This window comes from Micromonospora sp. NPDC049679 (genome assembly GCF_040659735.1).
In the GTDB taxonomy this organism is placed as follows: domain Bacteria; phylum Actinomycetota; class Actinomycetes; order Mycobacteriales; family Micromonosporaceae; genus Micromonospora_I.
In genome coordinates this window covers 32,088-47,274 of sequence record NZ_JBFANZ010000002.1, presented here as the reverse complement: position 1 = coordinate 47,274, position 15,187 = coordinate 32,088, and the positions used below count along the sequence as shown (strand labels likewise).

Genomic DNA, 15,187 nt, shown 5'->3' with positions numbered 1-15,187 from the left:
GCGGCCGGGGCGGGCGTGACCAAGGGGTGGTCCTCACCCGTGACCTGCGCCGGAACGGGCGGGCGAGGGTCCCGGTTTGGGCATCGGAGATCCACCGGTGGGGACGGGGTGGCTAGGCTGGCGGAATGGTTGACCTCCCGCCGGGTGCGGACCCTTATCCGTCGACGCCCCCGTCCCCTGGGAGCTTCCATTCACCGCAGCCGGCGCCGCCCCTCCCCGAGAAGGTGGCCGGGCGCCGGAGCGCGTGGCGCCGCGGGCTGGTGATGGCCGGCGTCATCGTGCTGATCGCGGCGTGCGCCGTGTTCATGCTCTTCACCCTCGGTGAGAGTCTCGGCATCCAGGCGCTGGTCATCGGGCTGGTCGCGGCGATCCTGCCGGTGCCCGTCCTGGTGGCCTGCTTCCTCTGGCTCGACCGCTACGAGCCCGAGCCGATGCGATACCTGATCTTCTGTTTCGCCTGGGGGGCGTTCGTCTCCACCGCCGCGTCGTTGAAGGTCAACGGTTGGGCGGCGGACCTGTTCGCGAGCTGGGGGTTGCCGGACGCGTTGGTGGCGGTGCTCGTCGCGCCCTTCATCGAGGAGCTGACGAAGGCGCTCGGGCCGATCCTGCTCTTCGCCGCCCGTCGCCGCGAATGGTCCGGCATCACCGACGGCATCGTCTACTGTGGCTTTTCCGCGATCGGGTTCGCCATGGTGGAGAACATCCTCTACCTCGGCGGGCACGGCTACGCGGCCGGCGCCCACCAGTACGGGCCGGCGACGGGGGCGCAGAACGTCTTCGCCATCTTCATCGTGCGGATTCTGCTCACCGGCTTCGCCCACCCGCTCTTCACCTCGATGACGGGGGTCGGCCTGGGCATCGCCTCGCGGGCCGCCGATCGCCGGGTGCGCTGGCTGGCGCCGCTCGCCGGGCTGTTGGTGGCGATGATGCTGCACGGCACGTGGAACCTGATGCCGTCGCTCGCCGCGGCCACCGGCCAGAACCTGATCCTGCTCTACGGCTACATCGGCGTGATGGTGCCGATCTTCTTCGGCATGGTCGGGCTCGCGGTCTGGTTGCGCGGCTGGGAGGGGCGGCTCACCGAGCGCGTCCTCCCCGACTACGTGCGTGCCGGCTGGCTCTCGCCGCCGGAAGTGGCCGCGCTGGGCAGCCTGGGCCGGCGGCACTCGGCCCGACGGTGGGCGCGCCGGGTCGCCGGTGACGCCGGAGTCAAGGCGATGCGCGCGTATCAGGCCGCCGCGACGAAGTTGGCGCTGCTCCGCGACGGGCAGTTGCGGGGCCTCGACACCCGCCCGGCCGATGTCGCGCGGGTCTCGATGGAGGAGCGACGGCTGCTCGACGCGATCGCGGCCTATCGACAGGTGTTCGTCGGCCGGGATCCGCAGGCGCCGGACGCGGTGTGGGACGGCGAGCGGTACCAGGTGATGTTCCCGGACGGCGTGCGGCGCACGGTGGAGGCGCCCGACGAGCCGGTGGTGCCGATCCCGGTGGTGTTCGCGCCGGCGCCGGCGGTGCCCGGTTATCCCGGCGCCCCCGGCTACCCGATGGGGCCGGGCCACGCCGCGCCACCAGCGGGCTACGGCCCGCCGCCCGGGAGCTATGGTCCGCCCGGCGGGGGCTACGGCCCGCCGCCCGGATTCCGCTGACCCGAGGCGTCGCGAGGTCGCCGGCTCCTACCGGTCGAACGCCGCTACAGGTAGAGCCCGGTCGAGTTGGGCTCGACCCGCTGGGCGGCCACCGCGTGCACGTCACGTTCCCGCAGCAGCACGTACTCGCGGCCGTGGAGCTCCACCTCCGACCGCTCGTCGGGGTCGAAGAGCACCCTGTCCCCGACCACGATGGACCGGACGTGGGGGCCGACGCCGACGGCGCTGGCCCAGGAGAGCCGCTTGCCGACGGACGCGGTCGCCGGGATCAGGATCCCGGCCGTCGAACGCCGTTCACCCTCGTTGCCTTCGACGCGGACCAGGACGCGGTCGTGCAGCAGTCGGATGGGAAGGCCCTGCTCGGTGTGCGGGTCGGCGGTCACGTTCGGAACCGTACCGTGCGCCCCGCCCGGCGTTCCCGGGTGGTTACGGCAGGCGTGGTTCGGGAAAGTGGGGGGCAATTCAGGGCTTGATAGACGCGGATGCGCTGTTACCGACCGCTACCGTAGGTAGACCGATTCGCAAAGTAGGGGGTGCGCTTGAGCCGGTTCGAGCAGATCCGTGGAAGTCTGCGCCGCGCCTACGACACGGGCCGGGCCTCGGTCCGCTCCGCGCGGTCGCAGGCGCGCGACGGCAATCCGGCGCGCGGCAGCGACCCCCGGCACAGTGAGCACGACGACGGCGTGCCGGACCAGCCGGTCGCGGTGCCGGGTGCGGGTGGAGAGCCGCCGCGCGGCGGTCACCCGTCGACCTCGAGCCGGGACGACGCGGACGTTCCGCACGGTCTGCGGATCGCGGCGGCCTGGTCCTGGCGTCTGATCGTCATCGGGATCGTCGGCTGGGCGCTGCTCAAGGTGATCGGCACCGTCCGGATCGTCGTCATTCCGTTGCTCATCGCGCTGCTCCTCTCGGCGCTGCTCGCGCCGGCGGTCGGCTGGTTGCTGCGGGGACGGTTCCCCCGCTCGCTGGCGACGGCGGTGGTGGTGATCGGCGGGCTCGCCGCGGTGATCGGGACGCTCACCCTGGTGGTCAACGAGTTCATCAACGGGGCGCCGCAGCTCTCCAAGAACGCGAGCGGGGGCATCCGGAAGATCCAGGAGTGGCTCAAGACCGGCCCGCTGCACCTCTCCGACGGCCAACTCAACCGCTACATCGACGCCGGCCAGCAGTGGATCGACGAACACACGGAGTCGCTGACCAGCGGCGCCGTCTCGACCGCGGCGACCCTCTTCGAGGTGCTCACCGGGACCCTGCTGGTGCTTTTCGCGACCTTCTTCTTCCTGCGCGACGGCCGGAAAATCTGGCGCTTCCTCGTCGGGTTGCTGCCGATCAACGCCCGCTGGCGGGTCGACGACGCCGGGCTGGCCTCCTGGGCGACGCTCGTGGCCTACGTCCGGGCCACCGTGCTCGTCGCGTTCATCGATGCCGTGGGCATCGGTCTCGTCCTCGTGGTGTTCGACATTCCCTTCGCCTTCCCCCTTGCCGCCCTGGTCTTCCTCGGCGCGTTCATCCCGATCGTCGGCGCCGCGCTCTCCGGCGCGGTCGCGGTGCTCATCGCGCTCGTCGACAGCGGCTGGGTGACCGCGTTGATCATTCTCGGCGCGGTGATCGCGGTGCAGCAGTTGGAGGGACACGTCCTGCAGCCGCTGATCATGGGTCGGGCGGTCGCCATCCACCCGCTCGCGGTGATCGTGGCGATCGCCTCCGGCGTCGTGCTCGCCGGGATCACCGGAGCCCTGGTCTCGGTGCCGCTGGTGGCCGTGCTCAACACCGGCATCCGGCGGCTCTCGCGTCGGCGTTCTCCCGAGCCGCCACCGGACGCCGTCGTCGTGGGCACCCAACCGCCGCAGCTACCCGTCTGACTCCCGCTGTATCCGCTTGATCGTGGTGGAAGTGACCTAGCTCTGAGCGAGGCGTTGGAGGGCGCCCTGCACGACGTCGGGGCGGGTGGTGTACCAGAACGGCGGCAAGGACCGGCGCAGGAACGTGCCGTACCCGCGGGCCGTCTCCAGCCGCGAGTCCAGCACCGCCACCACGCCCTTGTCGCCGGTCGAGCGGATCAGCCGCCCCACGCCCTGGGCGAGCCGGACCGCGGCGATCGGCACGCTCACCGCGGCGAAGCCGGAGCCGCCGCTGGCATCCACCGCCGCGGCGCGCGCGGCGGCGAGCGGCTCGTCCGGCCGGGGGAACGGGAGCCGGTCGATCACGACCAGCTGGCACGCGTCGCCCGGCACGTCCACCCCCTGCCACAGCGACATGACGCCGAAGAGGCAACTCGACCGGTCCTCGCGAAAGCGGCGTACCAGCAACGGCAGCGCCTCCTCGCCCTGGAGTAGCACGGTCAGGTCGGTCCGGGCGCGCAACAGCTCCGCCGCCTGCTGCGCCGCCCGCCGCGACGAGAACAGGCCGAGGGTACGGCCACCGAGCGTGCCGACCAGCTTGAGCAGTTCCTCGCCGGCCGCCTCGGGCAGACCGGAGGCGCTGGGCCGCGGCAGGTGGGACGCCACGTAGAGGATCCCCTGCCGGGGGTAGTCGAACGGCGACCCGACGTCGAGCGAACGCCACCCCGGACCCTCGCTCGCCCCGACCTCGACCGCGGTCGAGGCCGGCGAGGCGGTCCTGCGGCCCTTGCTCGCCGTGCTGGCCACGGCCGCCGCCGCCGGTGACGGAGCAGGGGCCGGCGCCGGGCCGAGGCCGAGCGCCCGCGCCACCGTGTCGAACCGACCGCCCAGGGCGAGGGTGGCGGAGGTGGCGACGACGGTGCGCTCGTCGTACAGGTGGGTGGCGAGCGTGCCCGCGACCGAGAGCGGCGCCACCACGAGGGCGCGGCGCCCCGCGCCCGCCCCCTCCGGCTTCTCCACCCAGGCCACGTCGTGGTCCGCCTCCTCGAGCAGACGCTGCGCCGTCGTCGACAGCTCGTCGAGCACAGCTTTCGCCTGCTGCTTACGGACCGGGTCCGGGTCGTCGGCCTTGATGTCGCCGATGCCGTCGAGCGCGCTGCGGGTCGCCGCGTCGAGCAGGGTGCAGGCATCCCGCAGCGCCGCCGGCAGCCCCGCCGTGATCCGCCCGGCCGGCGACTCGGCCAGGCCGACGGCCAGCGCGTCGCCCGCTTCGACGAGCGCCTCCGCGGACTCCGGCGTGAGCAGGGTGCGCGCCCGACGGGCGGCCCGGTCGATCAGTTCGGGCACCAGTTCGGCCTGTGCCGCCGAGGAGACCCGGTCGGCGAGTTCGTGGGCCTCGTCGACGACGAGCAACTTGTGTGGCGGCACGATGTGCCGGCCGGCGAGCATGTCGACGGCGAGCAGGCTGTGGTTGGTCACCACGATGTCGGCCTCGCGGGCCCGCGCCCGCGACGCCTCGGCGAAACACTCCTGCCCGTACGGGCAGCGGCTCGCGCCGACGCACTCCCGCGCCGGCATCGACACCAGCCGCCAGGACTGGTCGTCGACGCCGGGGTCGAGTTCGTCGCGGTCGCCCGTGTCGGTCTCCGCCGCCCAGTCCCGCAGCCGCTGGATCTGCTTGCCGAGCCGACCGGCCTCACCGAGCCACTTGGTGCCCCCGCTCGGCGCCGGCGCGTCGAAGAGCGTGTCCTCCGGCTCGTCCTCGTTCGAGTTGTCCAGGCGCGCCAGGCACAGGTAGTGGTGCCGCCCCTTCAGCACCGCGAACGTCGGCCGCCGGCCGAGCACCGGCTCGACCGCGTCGGCCAGTCGGGGCAGGTCGTGGTCGACGAGCTGGGACTGCAGGGCCAGGGTGGCGGTGGAGATCACCACCGGTCCGTCGACGGTGAGCGCCGGCGTGAGGTAGGCCAGCGACTTGCCGGTGCCGGTGCCGGCCTGGACGATCAGGTGTTCGCGGGACGCGATCGTCTCTTCGATCGCCGATGCCATCTGCTGCTGCCCGGGGCGGGCCGCGCCGCCGGGGACCGCCCCGACCGCGGCGGCGAGCAGGTCGGCCGCGCTCGGGCGGCCGGAGCGCCGGCGGCGGGAGGAGGACTTGGCGGCTGCGGGGGTGGCGGTCACCGTGCGACCGTACCGTCCGACGCTGCGCCGGCCCGGCTTATCCACAGCCAGGGCGACGGGCGGCACACTTCGTCCACAGCCGCGGGCCGGCCACGAGTCAGGTCGGCCGGCGTGCCGCCTGGAAGGCCGCCGCCCCGGCGGACCAGGTGGCGTCCAGCTCGGGCCCGGAGGGCTGCCGGCCGTCGAGTTCCCACATGATCATGCCGTGGGCGTACGACCAGAGCGCCCGCGCCAGCGCCGGCTCGCCGGCAACGAGGTGGAACGGCTCCGCCGCCCACCGCAGTAAGCCGGAGGGCAGTGCATCGCGCGGGACGGGTCCTCCGCTCGCCATCCGGTAGAGGTTGGGCTCGGCCAGCGCCCACGCACGGTAGGCGCGCAGGAGGGCCGCCACTTCGCGACCGCGCCGCGCCCGCCGTACCGAATCGTGCAGGACGGCGCTCAACTCGGCGAGGGCGATTGCGACGAGCCCCTCGGTCACGGCCGGTTTGCCCGGCAGGTGTTTGTACAGCGACGGCGCCCGGATGCCGAGCTCGGCGGCGAGCCGCCGCATGGTGAGCGCGTCCGACCCCTCCGCGGTGAGCACCGCCCGGGCGGCGGCGAGGATCTGCGCCACCCGGGGTGGGTGCTCGGGCGGCGCCGGCGCGGTGACCGGCCGGGCACGCCGTGGCTGTCGGCTCGCGGCGTTCACCGATCGTGTCGTCTTTCCGACTGCGGCGCCCGCCCACCTGTCCGTCGCCCGGGCATGCGGCCGCCGTCCTTTGTCTCCGGCCGACGCTGAAACCCCCGCGTCAGCAGGGTGTTGATCCGATCATCCGCCGGTGCCTGAGTCGGCGCGGACGCGCGATGCTCCGTGCCCATCTTTCCGCCCCTCGGCTAACTATGTTAGCCGAGGCTAGCTAACGGCGTTAGCTAGCCGCAAGGGGTGGCCATAATCGGTTAGGGTGCGAGCATGTCGAGCGATGTCGTCCGGGTCGTCTACCGCAAATACGACGGCGCGGCGCACCGTGATTACCCCGCCCGGCGACTGGCCGAGGACGATCTGGGCACCTGGCTCGGCGTCGCCAAGGGGACCCGCTCGGTCTACCACGGCCGGCCTTCCGTGGAGCAGATTCCCTTCGTGCTGCTGGTGCCGCACGACGCCTGGTGGACCGGGATGTTCAACCCGGCGCCACGCACCAGCGAGGTCTACTGCGACATCGCCAGCCCCGCGCGCTGGGAGGGCGACACGGTCCACCTGATCGACCTCGACCTCGACGTCGTGCGACGCCGGGCCACGGGGCTGGTCGAGCTGCGCGATGAGGACGAGTTCGCGGAGCACCGGCGCATGTTCGGCTACCCGGACGACGTGGTCGCCCATGCGGAGGCGGCCGCCGAGTGGCTCTTCGGCGCCCTGGGCGACGGCACCGAGCCCTTCGCCACGGCGTACCGGAAGTGGCTGGCCCTGGTCGTCTGATCCGGCCGTCCTCGCGTTCGTCGCGGCACCCGTTGCTGATCATCGGGCGGGGTCGGGCCGGGTGGGCAATGATCGGTTGATGAGCGAGCACACCGCCGGGCCCAAGCTGGTCAGACCCCGCGCCGCCGGTGCCGGGAGCACGTCGCTGCGGCAGTTGTTGCGGGTGGGGGAGGGATCGGGTCCACCGGAGCTGCGCGCCGTCGATCCGCGGTCCACGCCAGGGCTGCCGTCGCGGGACGTCGTGGGGGGCGACCCGAAAGCCTGGGCGCGCGCCCAGGTGGCGGAGCTCGGCGCCGAGCTCGCGCGTCAGCAGGAGATGCTCTTCGCCGAGGCGAAGCAGCGCCCGGAGAGCGGTCGGCGCGTGCTGATCGTGCTGCAGGCGATGGACTGCGGCGGCAAGGACGGCGTGATCAAGCGGGTGGCGGGGGTGATGAACCCGCTCGGCCTCCACATCCGCGCGTTCGCGCCGCCGACCGTGGAGGAACGGCGGCACGACTTCCTCTGGCGCATCCGGCGCGCCCTGCCGGCGCCCGGGTACGTCGGCGTCTTCAACCGCTCACATTACGAGGACGTGCTGGTCGCGCGGGTCGAGTCGCTCGTGCCGGAGCGCACCTGGCGGGCGCGGTACGACGAGATCAACGCCTTCGAGGCCGAACTGGTGGGAAGCGGCGTGTCGTTGGTCAAGGTGATGCTGCACATCTCGTACGAGGAACAGCGCGAGCGGCTGTTGGCCCGGCTGAACGATCCGACGAAGCGCTGGAAGTACGACCCGGCGGACGTGGACGCCCGGGCGCGCTGGGATGACTACCAGGCGGCCTACGCCGACGCGCTGCGGCGCTGCGGCACTTTGCAGGCGCCCTGGCACGTCGTGCCGGCCGATCGGAAGTGGTATCGCGACTGGGCGGTGGCGCATCTGCTGCGCGAGACGCTCGCGGAGCTGCGGCTGAGCTATCCGGACGCGGACTTCGACGTCGCGCGGGAGCGGACGCGACTCCTGAGGGAGGCAGAAGGTGAACACGAGGTGAACGTGAACTGAATGTGACGTGACTGGGGGTAGCCGCTCAGGAGCGGTCATTTCGCGTTACCTAGCATTCCCCGAGGATCCGGGGGAAAGACCTTCCCCGGGGACCCGACACCCGCCAACCAGACGCAGCGAGGTCGCCGTGAAGTTTTCCTTCCGCCCCACCGAGGGCGCCTTTTACGAGCTCTTCACCAGGGCCGCGCAGAACCTGGTCCGGGGCACCGAACTCCTCAATGAACTCGCGCTGCCGGACGTGGACGTCCAGTCGGTGAGTGATCGGCTCACCGAGGTCGAGCACGACAGCGACCAGATCACGCACGACCTCTACAAGAAGATCAACTCCACGTTCATCACCCCGTTCGACCGGGAGGACATCTACCGGCTCGGGTCGCAGCTCGACGACGTGATGGACCACCTGGAGGCGGTGGGCAACCTGCTCTACCTCTACGGGCTGACCAAGCTGCCGTCCCTGCCGCGCGAGATGCACGAGCTCGTCGAGGTGCTCGACCAGCAGGCGAAGCTGACCGCCGAGGCGATGCCGCGGCTGCGCGCGATGAAGGACCTCGAGGACTACTGGATCGAGTGCAACCGGCTCGAGAACGAGGGCGACCGCTCCTACCGGATGTTGCTGGTCCGCCTCTTCTCCGGCGAGTACGACGCGCTCACGGTGTTGAAGATGAAGGAGGTCGCCGACGAGCTGGAGGCCGCCTGCGACGCCTTCGAGCACGTGGCGAACACCGTCGAGACAATCGCGGTCAAGGAGTCCTGACCGGTGACGATCCCAATTATCCGACGTAGTGATGCCGGTGCCTTACCGCCGGCCGGCCGGGACGGGGCGCGTTCGTGACTCCGGAACTCGTCGCCGTCCTCGCGGTGATCCTCGCCGCGATGGCCTTCGACTACACCAACGGCTTCCATGACGCGGCGAACGCGATCGCCACCAGCGTCTCGACGCGTGCTCTCACCCCCCGGGTCGCGCTGGCCCTCGCCGCGGTCGGCAACTTCGTCGGCGCGCATTTCGGTGCGGGCGTGGCGAAGACCGTCGGCGACAATCTGGTGACCCTGCCGACCGGTCTGGTGAGCCTCGGCGTCGTCTTCGCCGGCGTGGTGGGTGCGATCACCTGGAACCTGATCACCTGGTATTTCGGCCTGCCCTCCTCGTCCTCCCACGCTCTCTTCGGCGGCCTCGTGGGGGCCACGCTCTTCGCGGCAGACGGCATCGTGCAATGGGGGAACATCCTCGAGAAGGTCATCATCCCGATGGTGCTCTCGCCGATCGTCGGCCTCGTCCTCGGCGCGGTCGTGATGATCGGCATCTACTGGCTCTTCCGCCGCGGGCAGCCGGGCAAGCTCAATCGTGGCTTCCGGTGGGCCCAGACCGTCTCGGCGGCGGCCATGTCGGTCGGTCACGGTATGCAGGACGCGGCGAAGACGATGGGCATCATCGTGCTCGCGCTCTACACCGGCGGCTTCCAGGACAGCAAGAGCCACATCCCGGGCTGGGTCTTCTGGACCTCGGCCGCGATGCTGGCGCTCGGCACGTACGCCGGGGGTTGGCGGATCATCCGCACGCTCGGTCGGAAGATCATCGACCTTGGGCCGCCCGAGGGATTCGCGGCCGAGACGGTCGCCAGTGCGGTGCTCTACTTCAACGCGCTGGTGCTCCACGCGCCGATCTCGACCACGCACACGATCACCTCGGCGATCATGGGCGTCGGGGCGACGAAGCGAATCTCGGCGGTGCGGTGGAACGTCGCCGGCACCATCGTGGTCGGCTGGATCATCACGTTCCCGGCGGCCGCCGCCATCGCCTGCATCGTCTACTTCATGGTCCGCCCGCTCTTCGGCTGACCGTCCGCCCCGCCGGGTCGATCGATCGACCCGGCCGGTCGCTTCATCCCCTCGATCAGGGCCCTCCGCACAGGCGTGTGCGGAGGGCCCTGATCGAGGCGAAACTCCTTGATCGACAGGACGGGATCAGGCGTACGTGACGCCGATCTGCTCGCGAACCGTGTCGAGCAGCGCCATCACCTCCAGCGTCACCGCGTGCGGCACCAGTGGGCTCTCCCGCAGCCCGGCCGACAGACAGCGCTGCACCTCAACCGCCTCGTACTGGTAGCCCGACCCCTGCCCCGCAGCCGTCACGGTCTCCGGCTCGGCGCCGTCGCGCCACAGCGTGAACTCGCCGGGGCAGTAGAAGGGGGCGGGGATCTCGATCCGGCCCCGCGTCCCGGTGATCGTCGCCGCGATCGGGGTCGCGCCGACCATTCCGCAGGTCAACGTGGCGACCGCGCCGGAGTCGTACCCGAAGATCATTGCGGTGTTCTCGTCGACGCCCTCCGCGCTCAGCTTCGCCCACGAGCGCACCTGATCCGGCACGCCGAGCAGCAGGTGGGCCAGGCTGACCGGGTAGACGCCCAGATCGAGCAGGGCTCCGCCGCCGAGCGCGCGGGAACGCATCCGGTGGTCGGGCGCGAACGGCCCGGCCAACCCGAAGTCGCCGTGCACGGTGGTCACCTCGCCGATCGCGCCGTCGCGGACCAGCTCCACCACCCGCAGGATCGTCGGGTTGCACCGCATCCACATCGCCTCCATCAGGAAGACGTCACGGGCGCGCGCGGCCTCGATGAGCTCGGTGGTCGTCGCCAGATCCAGGGTGAACGGCTTCTCGCAGAGCACCGCCCGTCCGGCCTCCAGGCACGTCATGGTCGCGGCGTAGTGGGCGACGTGCGGCGTCGCGACATAGATCACGTCAACGTCGCTATCCGCGGCCAGCGCCGCCCACGAGCCGTACGCGCGGGGGATGTCGAACCGGTCGGCGAAGGCCTGCGCGCCCGGCAGCGAGCGCGACCCCACCGCGATGACCTCGGCGTGCGGCAGCAGCCGGAGGTCCTCGACGAACTTGGTGGCGATGCCACCGGTGGCCAGGATGCCCCAACGTGTCATGGCCGCACGCTAGCCGAAATCGCGGGACGCCCCGGCCGCCGTGCCCATCAGTCAAGATCGTGCGGCGCGGAGCGCGGGTCGGCGTGGCATCAGCGCACGAGATGCACCTAGGCTCGCGGCGTGGTTCTCCGAGACATTTCAGGCCGGCGTCGCCGGGACGGCGGTGCGCGTTGACCGAGTTCGTGGTGCCCGATGGGCTGGTCGAGCACGCCAGCAAGTTCTACGCGACGGGCGGCACCCCGGCGGTGCCGCGGGTGGCGTCCACCGTGCTGCTGTTGCGGCCCGCGCCCGACGGCTTCGAGGTGTACGTCATCCGCCGCGCCGCGACGATGACCTTCGGTGGTGTCTACGCCTTCCCGGGCGGTGGCGTCGACCCCTCCGACTCGCAGGTGCACCTCGGCTGGTCGGGCCCGCAGCAGACGGAGTGGGGGAGCCGCCTGGAGCTGCCACCGGAGTCGGCGCAGGCGGTCGTCTGCGCCGCGGCGCGCGAGGTGTTCGAGGAGGCGGGCGTCCTGCTGGCCGGTCCGCGTCCGGGCACCGTCGTCGGAGACGTGAGCGGCGATGACTGGGAGGCGGCACGGCAGGGGCTGGTGGCCCGGGACACGGGCTTCGCCGATCTGCTGCACGCCCGGCAGCTAGGGCTCCGCTCGGACCTGCTGGCGCCGTGGTCGCGGTGGGTGACGCCCGAGTTCGAACCGCGCCGCTTCGACACCTACTTCTTTGTGGCCCTGCTGCCCGAGGGGCAGCGGACCCGGGACGTCTCGGGCGAGGCCGACCACACGATGTGGATCCGGCCCGCGGAGGCGCTGGCGCGTGCGGAGGCAGGGGAGATCACCATGCTGCCGCCGACCATGGTGACACTGCGGGAGGTGGCCGCGTACGGCGATGTGGCGGCGGTGCTCGCCGCGGCGGCCGAGCGGGACGCCGCGACGCCGATCACCCCGACCCTGCAGGTCTACGCCGACGGCCGCGTCCGCTTCGTCCTGTCCTGACCGCCGCTCGCTCCACCCCCGTCGATCAAGGAGGTATGCGCACGGATTGATCTCCGATTGTGTGCATACGTCCTTGATCGACCGGGGATCCCTTGATCGAGCGAGGCGGTGGCGGCGCAGCGCCGGTCAGCCGAAGCGTCCCGTGATGTAGTCCTCGGTCTTCTTCATGCTGGGGTTGCTGAAGATCTTCTGGGTGTAGTCGTACTCGACGAGCCGGCCCGGGTCGCCGGTGCGCTCGATGGAGAAGAAGGCGGTGCGGTCCGAGACCCGCGCGGCCTGCTGCATGTTGTGCGTCACGATGATGATCGTGTAGCGGTCCTTGAGCTTGAACATCAGGTCCTCGATCGCCAGCGTGGAGATCGGGTCGAGCGCCGAGCAGGGCTCGTCCATCAGGACCACCTGCGGCTCCACCGCGATTGTGCGGGCGATGCAGAGCCGCTGCTGCTGACCGCCGGAGAGCCCGGCGCCCGGCTTGCCGAGCCGGTCCTTGACCTCGTCCCAGAGGTTCGCCGACGTGAGCGCCTTCTCGGCCGCGTCCTGCAGGACCGACTTCTTGCGCACGCCGTTGAGGCGCAGCCCGGCCACCACGTTGTCGAAGATGGACATGGTGGGGAACGGGTTGGGACGCTGGAAGACCATGCCGATCGTCCGGCGTACCGCCGTGACATCGACGTTCGAGTCGTAGATGTCCTGGTCGTCGATGGTCAGCTTGCCGTCGACCCGCGCCCCCGGCAGCACCTCGTGCATCCGGTTGATCGAGCGCAGGAAGGTGGACTTCCCGCATCCGGAGGGGCCGATGAGGGCGGTGACGGTCTTCGGCTCGACGGTCAGGCTGATGTCCTCGATGGCCTTGAAGGCCCCGTAGTAAGCGGTGACGCCCACCGCCTCGATGCGCTTTGCCATGGTGATCGTTCCTCCGGGGTTCATCGGCCGAGCCGGTTGCGACGGGCGAGCAGTTTCGCCGCGATGGTGAGGACCAGCACGAGCGCCACGAGGGTGAGCGCCGCTGTCCATGCCCGGTCCGGCGCGTACTTCGACGAGTCCGTGGCCTGGCTGTAGACGAAGAGGGAAAGCGAGGACTGGTTGTTCTCGAACGGGTTGAAGTTGATCGCCGCGGTGCCGCCCGCCACGAGGAGGACGGGCGCGGTCTCGCCGGCGGCGCGGGCGATGGAGAGCATGACGCCGGTGACGATGCCGGGCAGCGCGGTCGGCAGCACGATCCGCAGGATCGTCTTCCACTTCGGCACGCCCAACGCGTACGCCCCCTCGCGCAGCGGCGCGGGGACCAGCCGCAGCATCTCCTCGGTGGAGCGCACGACGGTCGGCAACATCAGCACACTCAGCGCGAGCGCCGCGGCGAAGCCGGAGTAGCCCGGACGGCCGTTGTTGAAGATCGGCGAGACGATGAGCACCCAGAAGGCGAGGATGAACAGGCCCGCCACGATCGACGGCACGCCGGTCATCACGTCGACGAAGAAGCGGATGGTGTTGGCGAAGCGCCCGCGACCGTACTCGACGATGTAGATGGCGCCGAGGATGCCGAGCGGCACGCTGATCACGGCGGCGATGCCGACCTGTTCCAGCGTCCCGAGGATGGCGTGGTACGCGCCACCCATGGGGTCCCGCGGGCCGATGTTGTTCATCGAGGTGCCGAAGAAGTTGGCGTCGAGCCGTTCGGCTCCCTTGGAGACCAGCGTCCAGACGACCGAGCCGAGCGGGAGTACGGCGAGGATGAACGCGGAGTGGATCAGCGCGCTCCAGGTGCGGTTGCGGGCCGAACGGCGGCCCTCGACCACCGTCGCCGCGCCGTGGAGCCCAGCGAGGTAGAGCAGCGTCCCCAGGGCCAGGATGAGCACCCAACCGCCGATCGCGGCGCCGTAGACGATCGCGGCTGACAGTGCCAGGGCGAGCGCGGCGATGCCGAGCGGCGCCCACTTCGGGAGCCGCCGGCCGCGCAGCGCGGTCGCGGTGGGGGACAGGGCCGGGGCGGTCATGCGGCTACCTCCGTGAACTCGCGACGGCGGTAGATGATCGCCCGCGCGGTCATGTTGACCACGAGGGTGATCGCGAAGAGAACCAGGCCGGAGGCGATGAGGGCGCCGCGGCCGAGGTCACTCGCCTCACCGAACCCGTTCGCGATGTTCGCCGCGATCGAGTTGCCGCCGCTCTGGATCAGGTTGAACGAGATGCCGAAGGTGGCGCCGAGGGTCATCGCGAGTGCGATGGTCTCGCCGAGCGCCCGACCGAGGCCGAGCATGACGGCGGCGACGATGCCGGGCCGACCGTACGGGAGCACCGCTGTGCGGATCATCTCCCACTTTGTGGCTCCCAGCGCGAGGGCGGCCTCCTCGTTGGCCTTCGGCGTCTGGGTGAAGACCTCGCGGGAGAGCGAGGTGACGATCGGCAGCACCATGATCGCCAGCACCAGCGAACCGAGCATGACGGAGCGGCCGTACGGGCCCTCGCTGCCGAAGATCGGAATCCAGCCGAAGTATCTGTTGAGCCACGCCGCGAAGTCGTCCACGGGGTGGATGAAGACCTCCCGGCCCCACAGGCCGAACACCACGCTGGGCACGGCGGCGAGCAGATCGATGAGGAAGCCCAGCGTCGTGGCGACGCGCCGGGGCGCGTAGTGCGAGAGGTAGAGCGCGATCCCCAGCGCCACCGGCACCGCGGCGGCCAGTGCGATGACCGCGGTGAGCACGGTGCCGAAGGCCAGCGCGGCGATGCCGAACCGTCCCTCGTTGGGGAACCACTCCTTCGCGGTGAAGAAGTTGGCCGTGTTGGCGCGCAGCGCGGGTGCGGCCTTGGCGATCAGGAAGATCGCGATGGCGACGATGATGATCAGGATCGTCGCGCCGGCCGCGAGGGTGACGGCACGGAACGCGGGCTCGGCGCCGAAGGCCCGGCGGCGGGGCAGTCCACCGCCGCCGCCCATGCCGCTGCCCGGGCCGAACTGCGGCCCGGTCGGGGATGGAATGTCGGTCAGGGTCTCGGTGGGCGCCACGGCACCGGCGGGCCGGGCGTGACTGGTGGTCACGCGCGACCCGCCGGTGCTGGCGTCGGCCGAGCGGGAAGGCGATTCGCCCATCTGCTCGCTCGCTGTCGTC

Annotated in this window: 14 protein-coding genes; 7 read left to right on the top strand and 7 right to left on the bottom strand. The window is 71.2% G+C overall.

The window, feature by feature from the left end:
• Positions 1–125 precede the first annotated feature (125 nt).
• Positions 126–1,646, top strand: coding sequence for a PrsW family intramembrane metalloprotease (locus tag AB0J06_RS01955; protein ID WP_357423576.1), 1,521 nt, complete (start codon positions 126–128; stop codon positions 1,644–1,646).
• 44 nt (positions 1,647–1,690) lie between these two features.
• Here AB0J06_RS01955 and AB0J06_RS01950 read toward each other — a convergent pair whose 3' ends face one another.
• On the bottom strand, positions 1,691–2,029 hold the full coding sequence (locus AB0J06_RS01950; RefSeq protein ID WP_357423574.1) for a co-chaperone GroES: 339 nt from the start codon (positions 2,027–2,029) through the stop codon (positions 1,691–1,693).
• 150 nt (positions 2,030–2,179) lie between these two features.
• On the opposite strand from AB0J06_RS01950, the gene AB0J06_RS01945 reads away from it, so the two are divergent.
• Positions 2,180–3,508, top strand: a complete 1,329-nt coding sequence (locus AB0J06_RS01945; protein ID WP_357423572.1) for an AI-2E family transporter — start codon at positions 2,180–2,182, stop codon at positions 3,506–3,508.
• Between the two features lie 36 nt (positions 3,509–3,544).
• Here the strand turns inward: AB0J06_RS01945 and AB0J06_RS01940 are convergent, their stop codons facing one another.
• Positions 3,545–5,731, bottom strand: coding sequence for an ATP-dependent DNA helicase (locus tag AB0J06_RS01940; protein ID WP_357423570.1), 2,187 nt, complete (start codon positions 5,729–5,731; stop codon positions 3,545–3,547).
• 31 nt (positions 5,732–5,762) lie between these two features.
• Complete coding sequence (locus AB0J06_RS01935) at positions 5,763–6,353, bottom strand: TetR/AcrR family transcriptional regulator (protein WP_357423568.1); 591 nt, start codon at positions 6,351–6,353, stop codon at positions 5,763–5,765.
• Between the two features lie 261 nt (positions 6,354–6,614).
• Between AB0J06_RS01935 and AB0J06_RS01930 the strand changes: the two genes are divergently transcribed.
• The 4 genes from AB0J06_RS01930 to AB0J06_RS01915 all read left to right on the top strand — a co-directional run bounded on the left by AB0J06_RS01930 (position 6,615) and on the right by AB0J06_RS01915 (position 9,990).
• The gene (locus AB0J06_RS01930) at positions 6,615–7,118 is read left to right on the top strand and encodes a DUF402 domain-containing protein (protein WP_357423566.1); all 504 of its coding nucleotides are present in this window, start codon (positions 6,615–6,617) and stop codon (positions 7,116–7,118) included.
• 79 nt (positions 7,119–7,197) lie between these two features.
• A complete protein-coding gene (locus AB0J06_RS01925; protein ID WP_357423564.1) occupies positions 7,198–8,154 on the top strand; it encodes a PPK2 family polyphosphate kinase in 957 nt (318 codons plus the stop codon).
• A 127-nt stretch (positions 8,155–8,281) separates the two neighbouring features.
• The gene (locus AB0J06_RS01920; RefSeq protein ID WP_357423562.1) at positions 8,282–8,908 is read left to right on the top strand and encodes a DUF47 family protein; all 627 of its coding nucleotides are present in this window, start codon (positions 8,282–8,284) and stop codon (positions 8,906–8,908) included.
• 74 nt (positions 8,909–8,982) lie between these two features.
• Positions 8,983–9,990: an inorganic phosphate transporter gene (locus tag AB0J06_RS01915; protein ID WP_357423560.1), complete on the top strand. Its 1,008-nt coding sequence runs from the start codon at positions 8,983–8,985 to the stop codon at positions 9,988–9,990.
• A gap of 126 nt (positions 9,991–10,116) precedes the next feature.
• Here the strand turns inward: AB0J06_RS01915 and AB0J06_RS01910 are convergent, their stop codons facing one another.
• On the bottom strand, positions 10,117–11,085 hold the full coding sequence (locus tag AB0J06_RS01910) for a Gfo/Idh/MocA family oxidoreductase (RefSeq protein WP_357423558.1): 969 nt from the start codon (positions 11,083–11,085) through the stop codon (positions 10,117–10,119).
• Positions 11,086–11,255: 170 nt separating this feature from the next.
• Here AB0J06_RS01910 and AB0J06_RS01905 point away from each other — a divergent pair, with 170 nt between their 5' ends.
• Positions 11,256–12,077, top strand: coding sequence for an NUDIX hydrolase (locus tag AB0J06_RS01905; RefSeq protein WP_357423556.1), 822 nt, complete (start codon positions 11,256–11,258; stop codon positions 12,075–12,077).
• A gap of 126 nt (positions 12,078–12,203) precedes the next feature.
• Here the strand turns inward: AB0J06_RS01905 and pstB are convergent, their stop codons facing one another.
• From pstB to pstC, 3 genes are read right to left on the bottom strand one after another with little or no spacing between them, the layout of a single operon-like run.
• Entirely contained in the window at positions 12,204–12,980 is a 777-nt protein-coding gene (gene pstB / locus AB0J06_RS01900; protein ID WP_357423553.1) for a phosphate ABC transporter ATP-binding protein PstB, read from the bottom strand.
• Positions 12,981–13,000: 20 nt separating this feature from the next.
• Positions 13,001–14,071 (bottom strand): phosphate ABC transporter permease PstA, encoded by a 1,071-nt coding sequence (pstA, locus tag AB0J06_RS01895; protein ID WP_357423551.1) that lies wholly within the window; start codon positions 14,069–14,071, stop codon positions 13,001–13,003.
• A complete protein-coding gene (pstC, locus tag AB0J06_RS01890; RefSeq protein WP_357423549.1) occupies positions 14,068–15,168 on the bottom strand; it encodes a phosphate ABC transporter permease subunit PstC in 1,101 nt (366 codons plus the stop codon). Before pstC ends, pstA begins: the two co-directional genes overlap by 4 nt.
• Positions 15,169–15,187: the final 19 nt, after the last annotated feature.

Bases quoted from the DNA above. Each gene is read 5' to 3' on its own strand.
- pstC (WP_357423549.1), bottom strand. From the start codon at position 15,168: ATGGGCGAATCGCCTTCCCGCTCGGCCGACGCCAGCACCGGCGGGTCG.
- AB0J06_RS01910 (WP_357423558.1), bottom strand. From the start codon at position 11,085: ATGACACGTTGGGGCATCCTGGCCACCGGTGGCATCGCCACCAAGTTC.
- AB0J06_RS01925 (WP_357423564.1), top strand. From the start codon at position 7,198: ATGAGCGAGCACACCGCCGGGCCCAAGCTGGTCAGACCCCGCGCCGCC.
- pstB (WP_357423553.1), bottom strand. From the start codon at position 12,980: ATGGCAAAGCGCATCGAGGCGGTGGGCGTCACCGCTTACTACGGGGCC.
- AB0J06_RS01955 (WP_357423576.1), top strand. From the start codon at position 126: ATGGTTGACCTCCCGCCGGGTGCGGACCCTTATCCGTCGACGCCCCCG.
- AB0J06_RS01930 (WP_357423566.1), top strand. From the start codon at position 6,615: ATGTCGAGCGATGTCGTCCGGGTCGTCTACCGCAAATACGACGGCGCG.
- pstA (WP_357423551.1), bottom strand. From the start codon at position 14,071: ATGACCGCCCCGGCCCTGTCCCCCACCGCGACCGCGCTGCGCGGCCGG.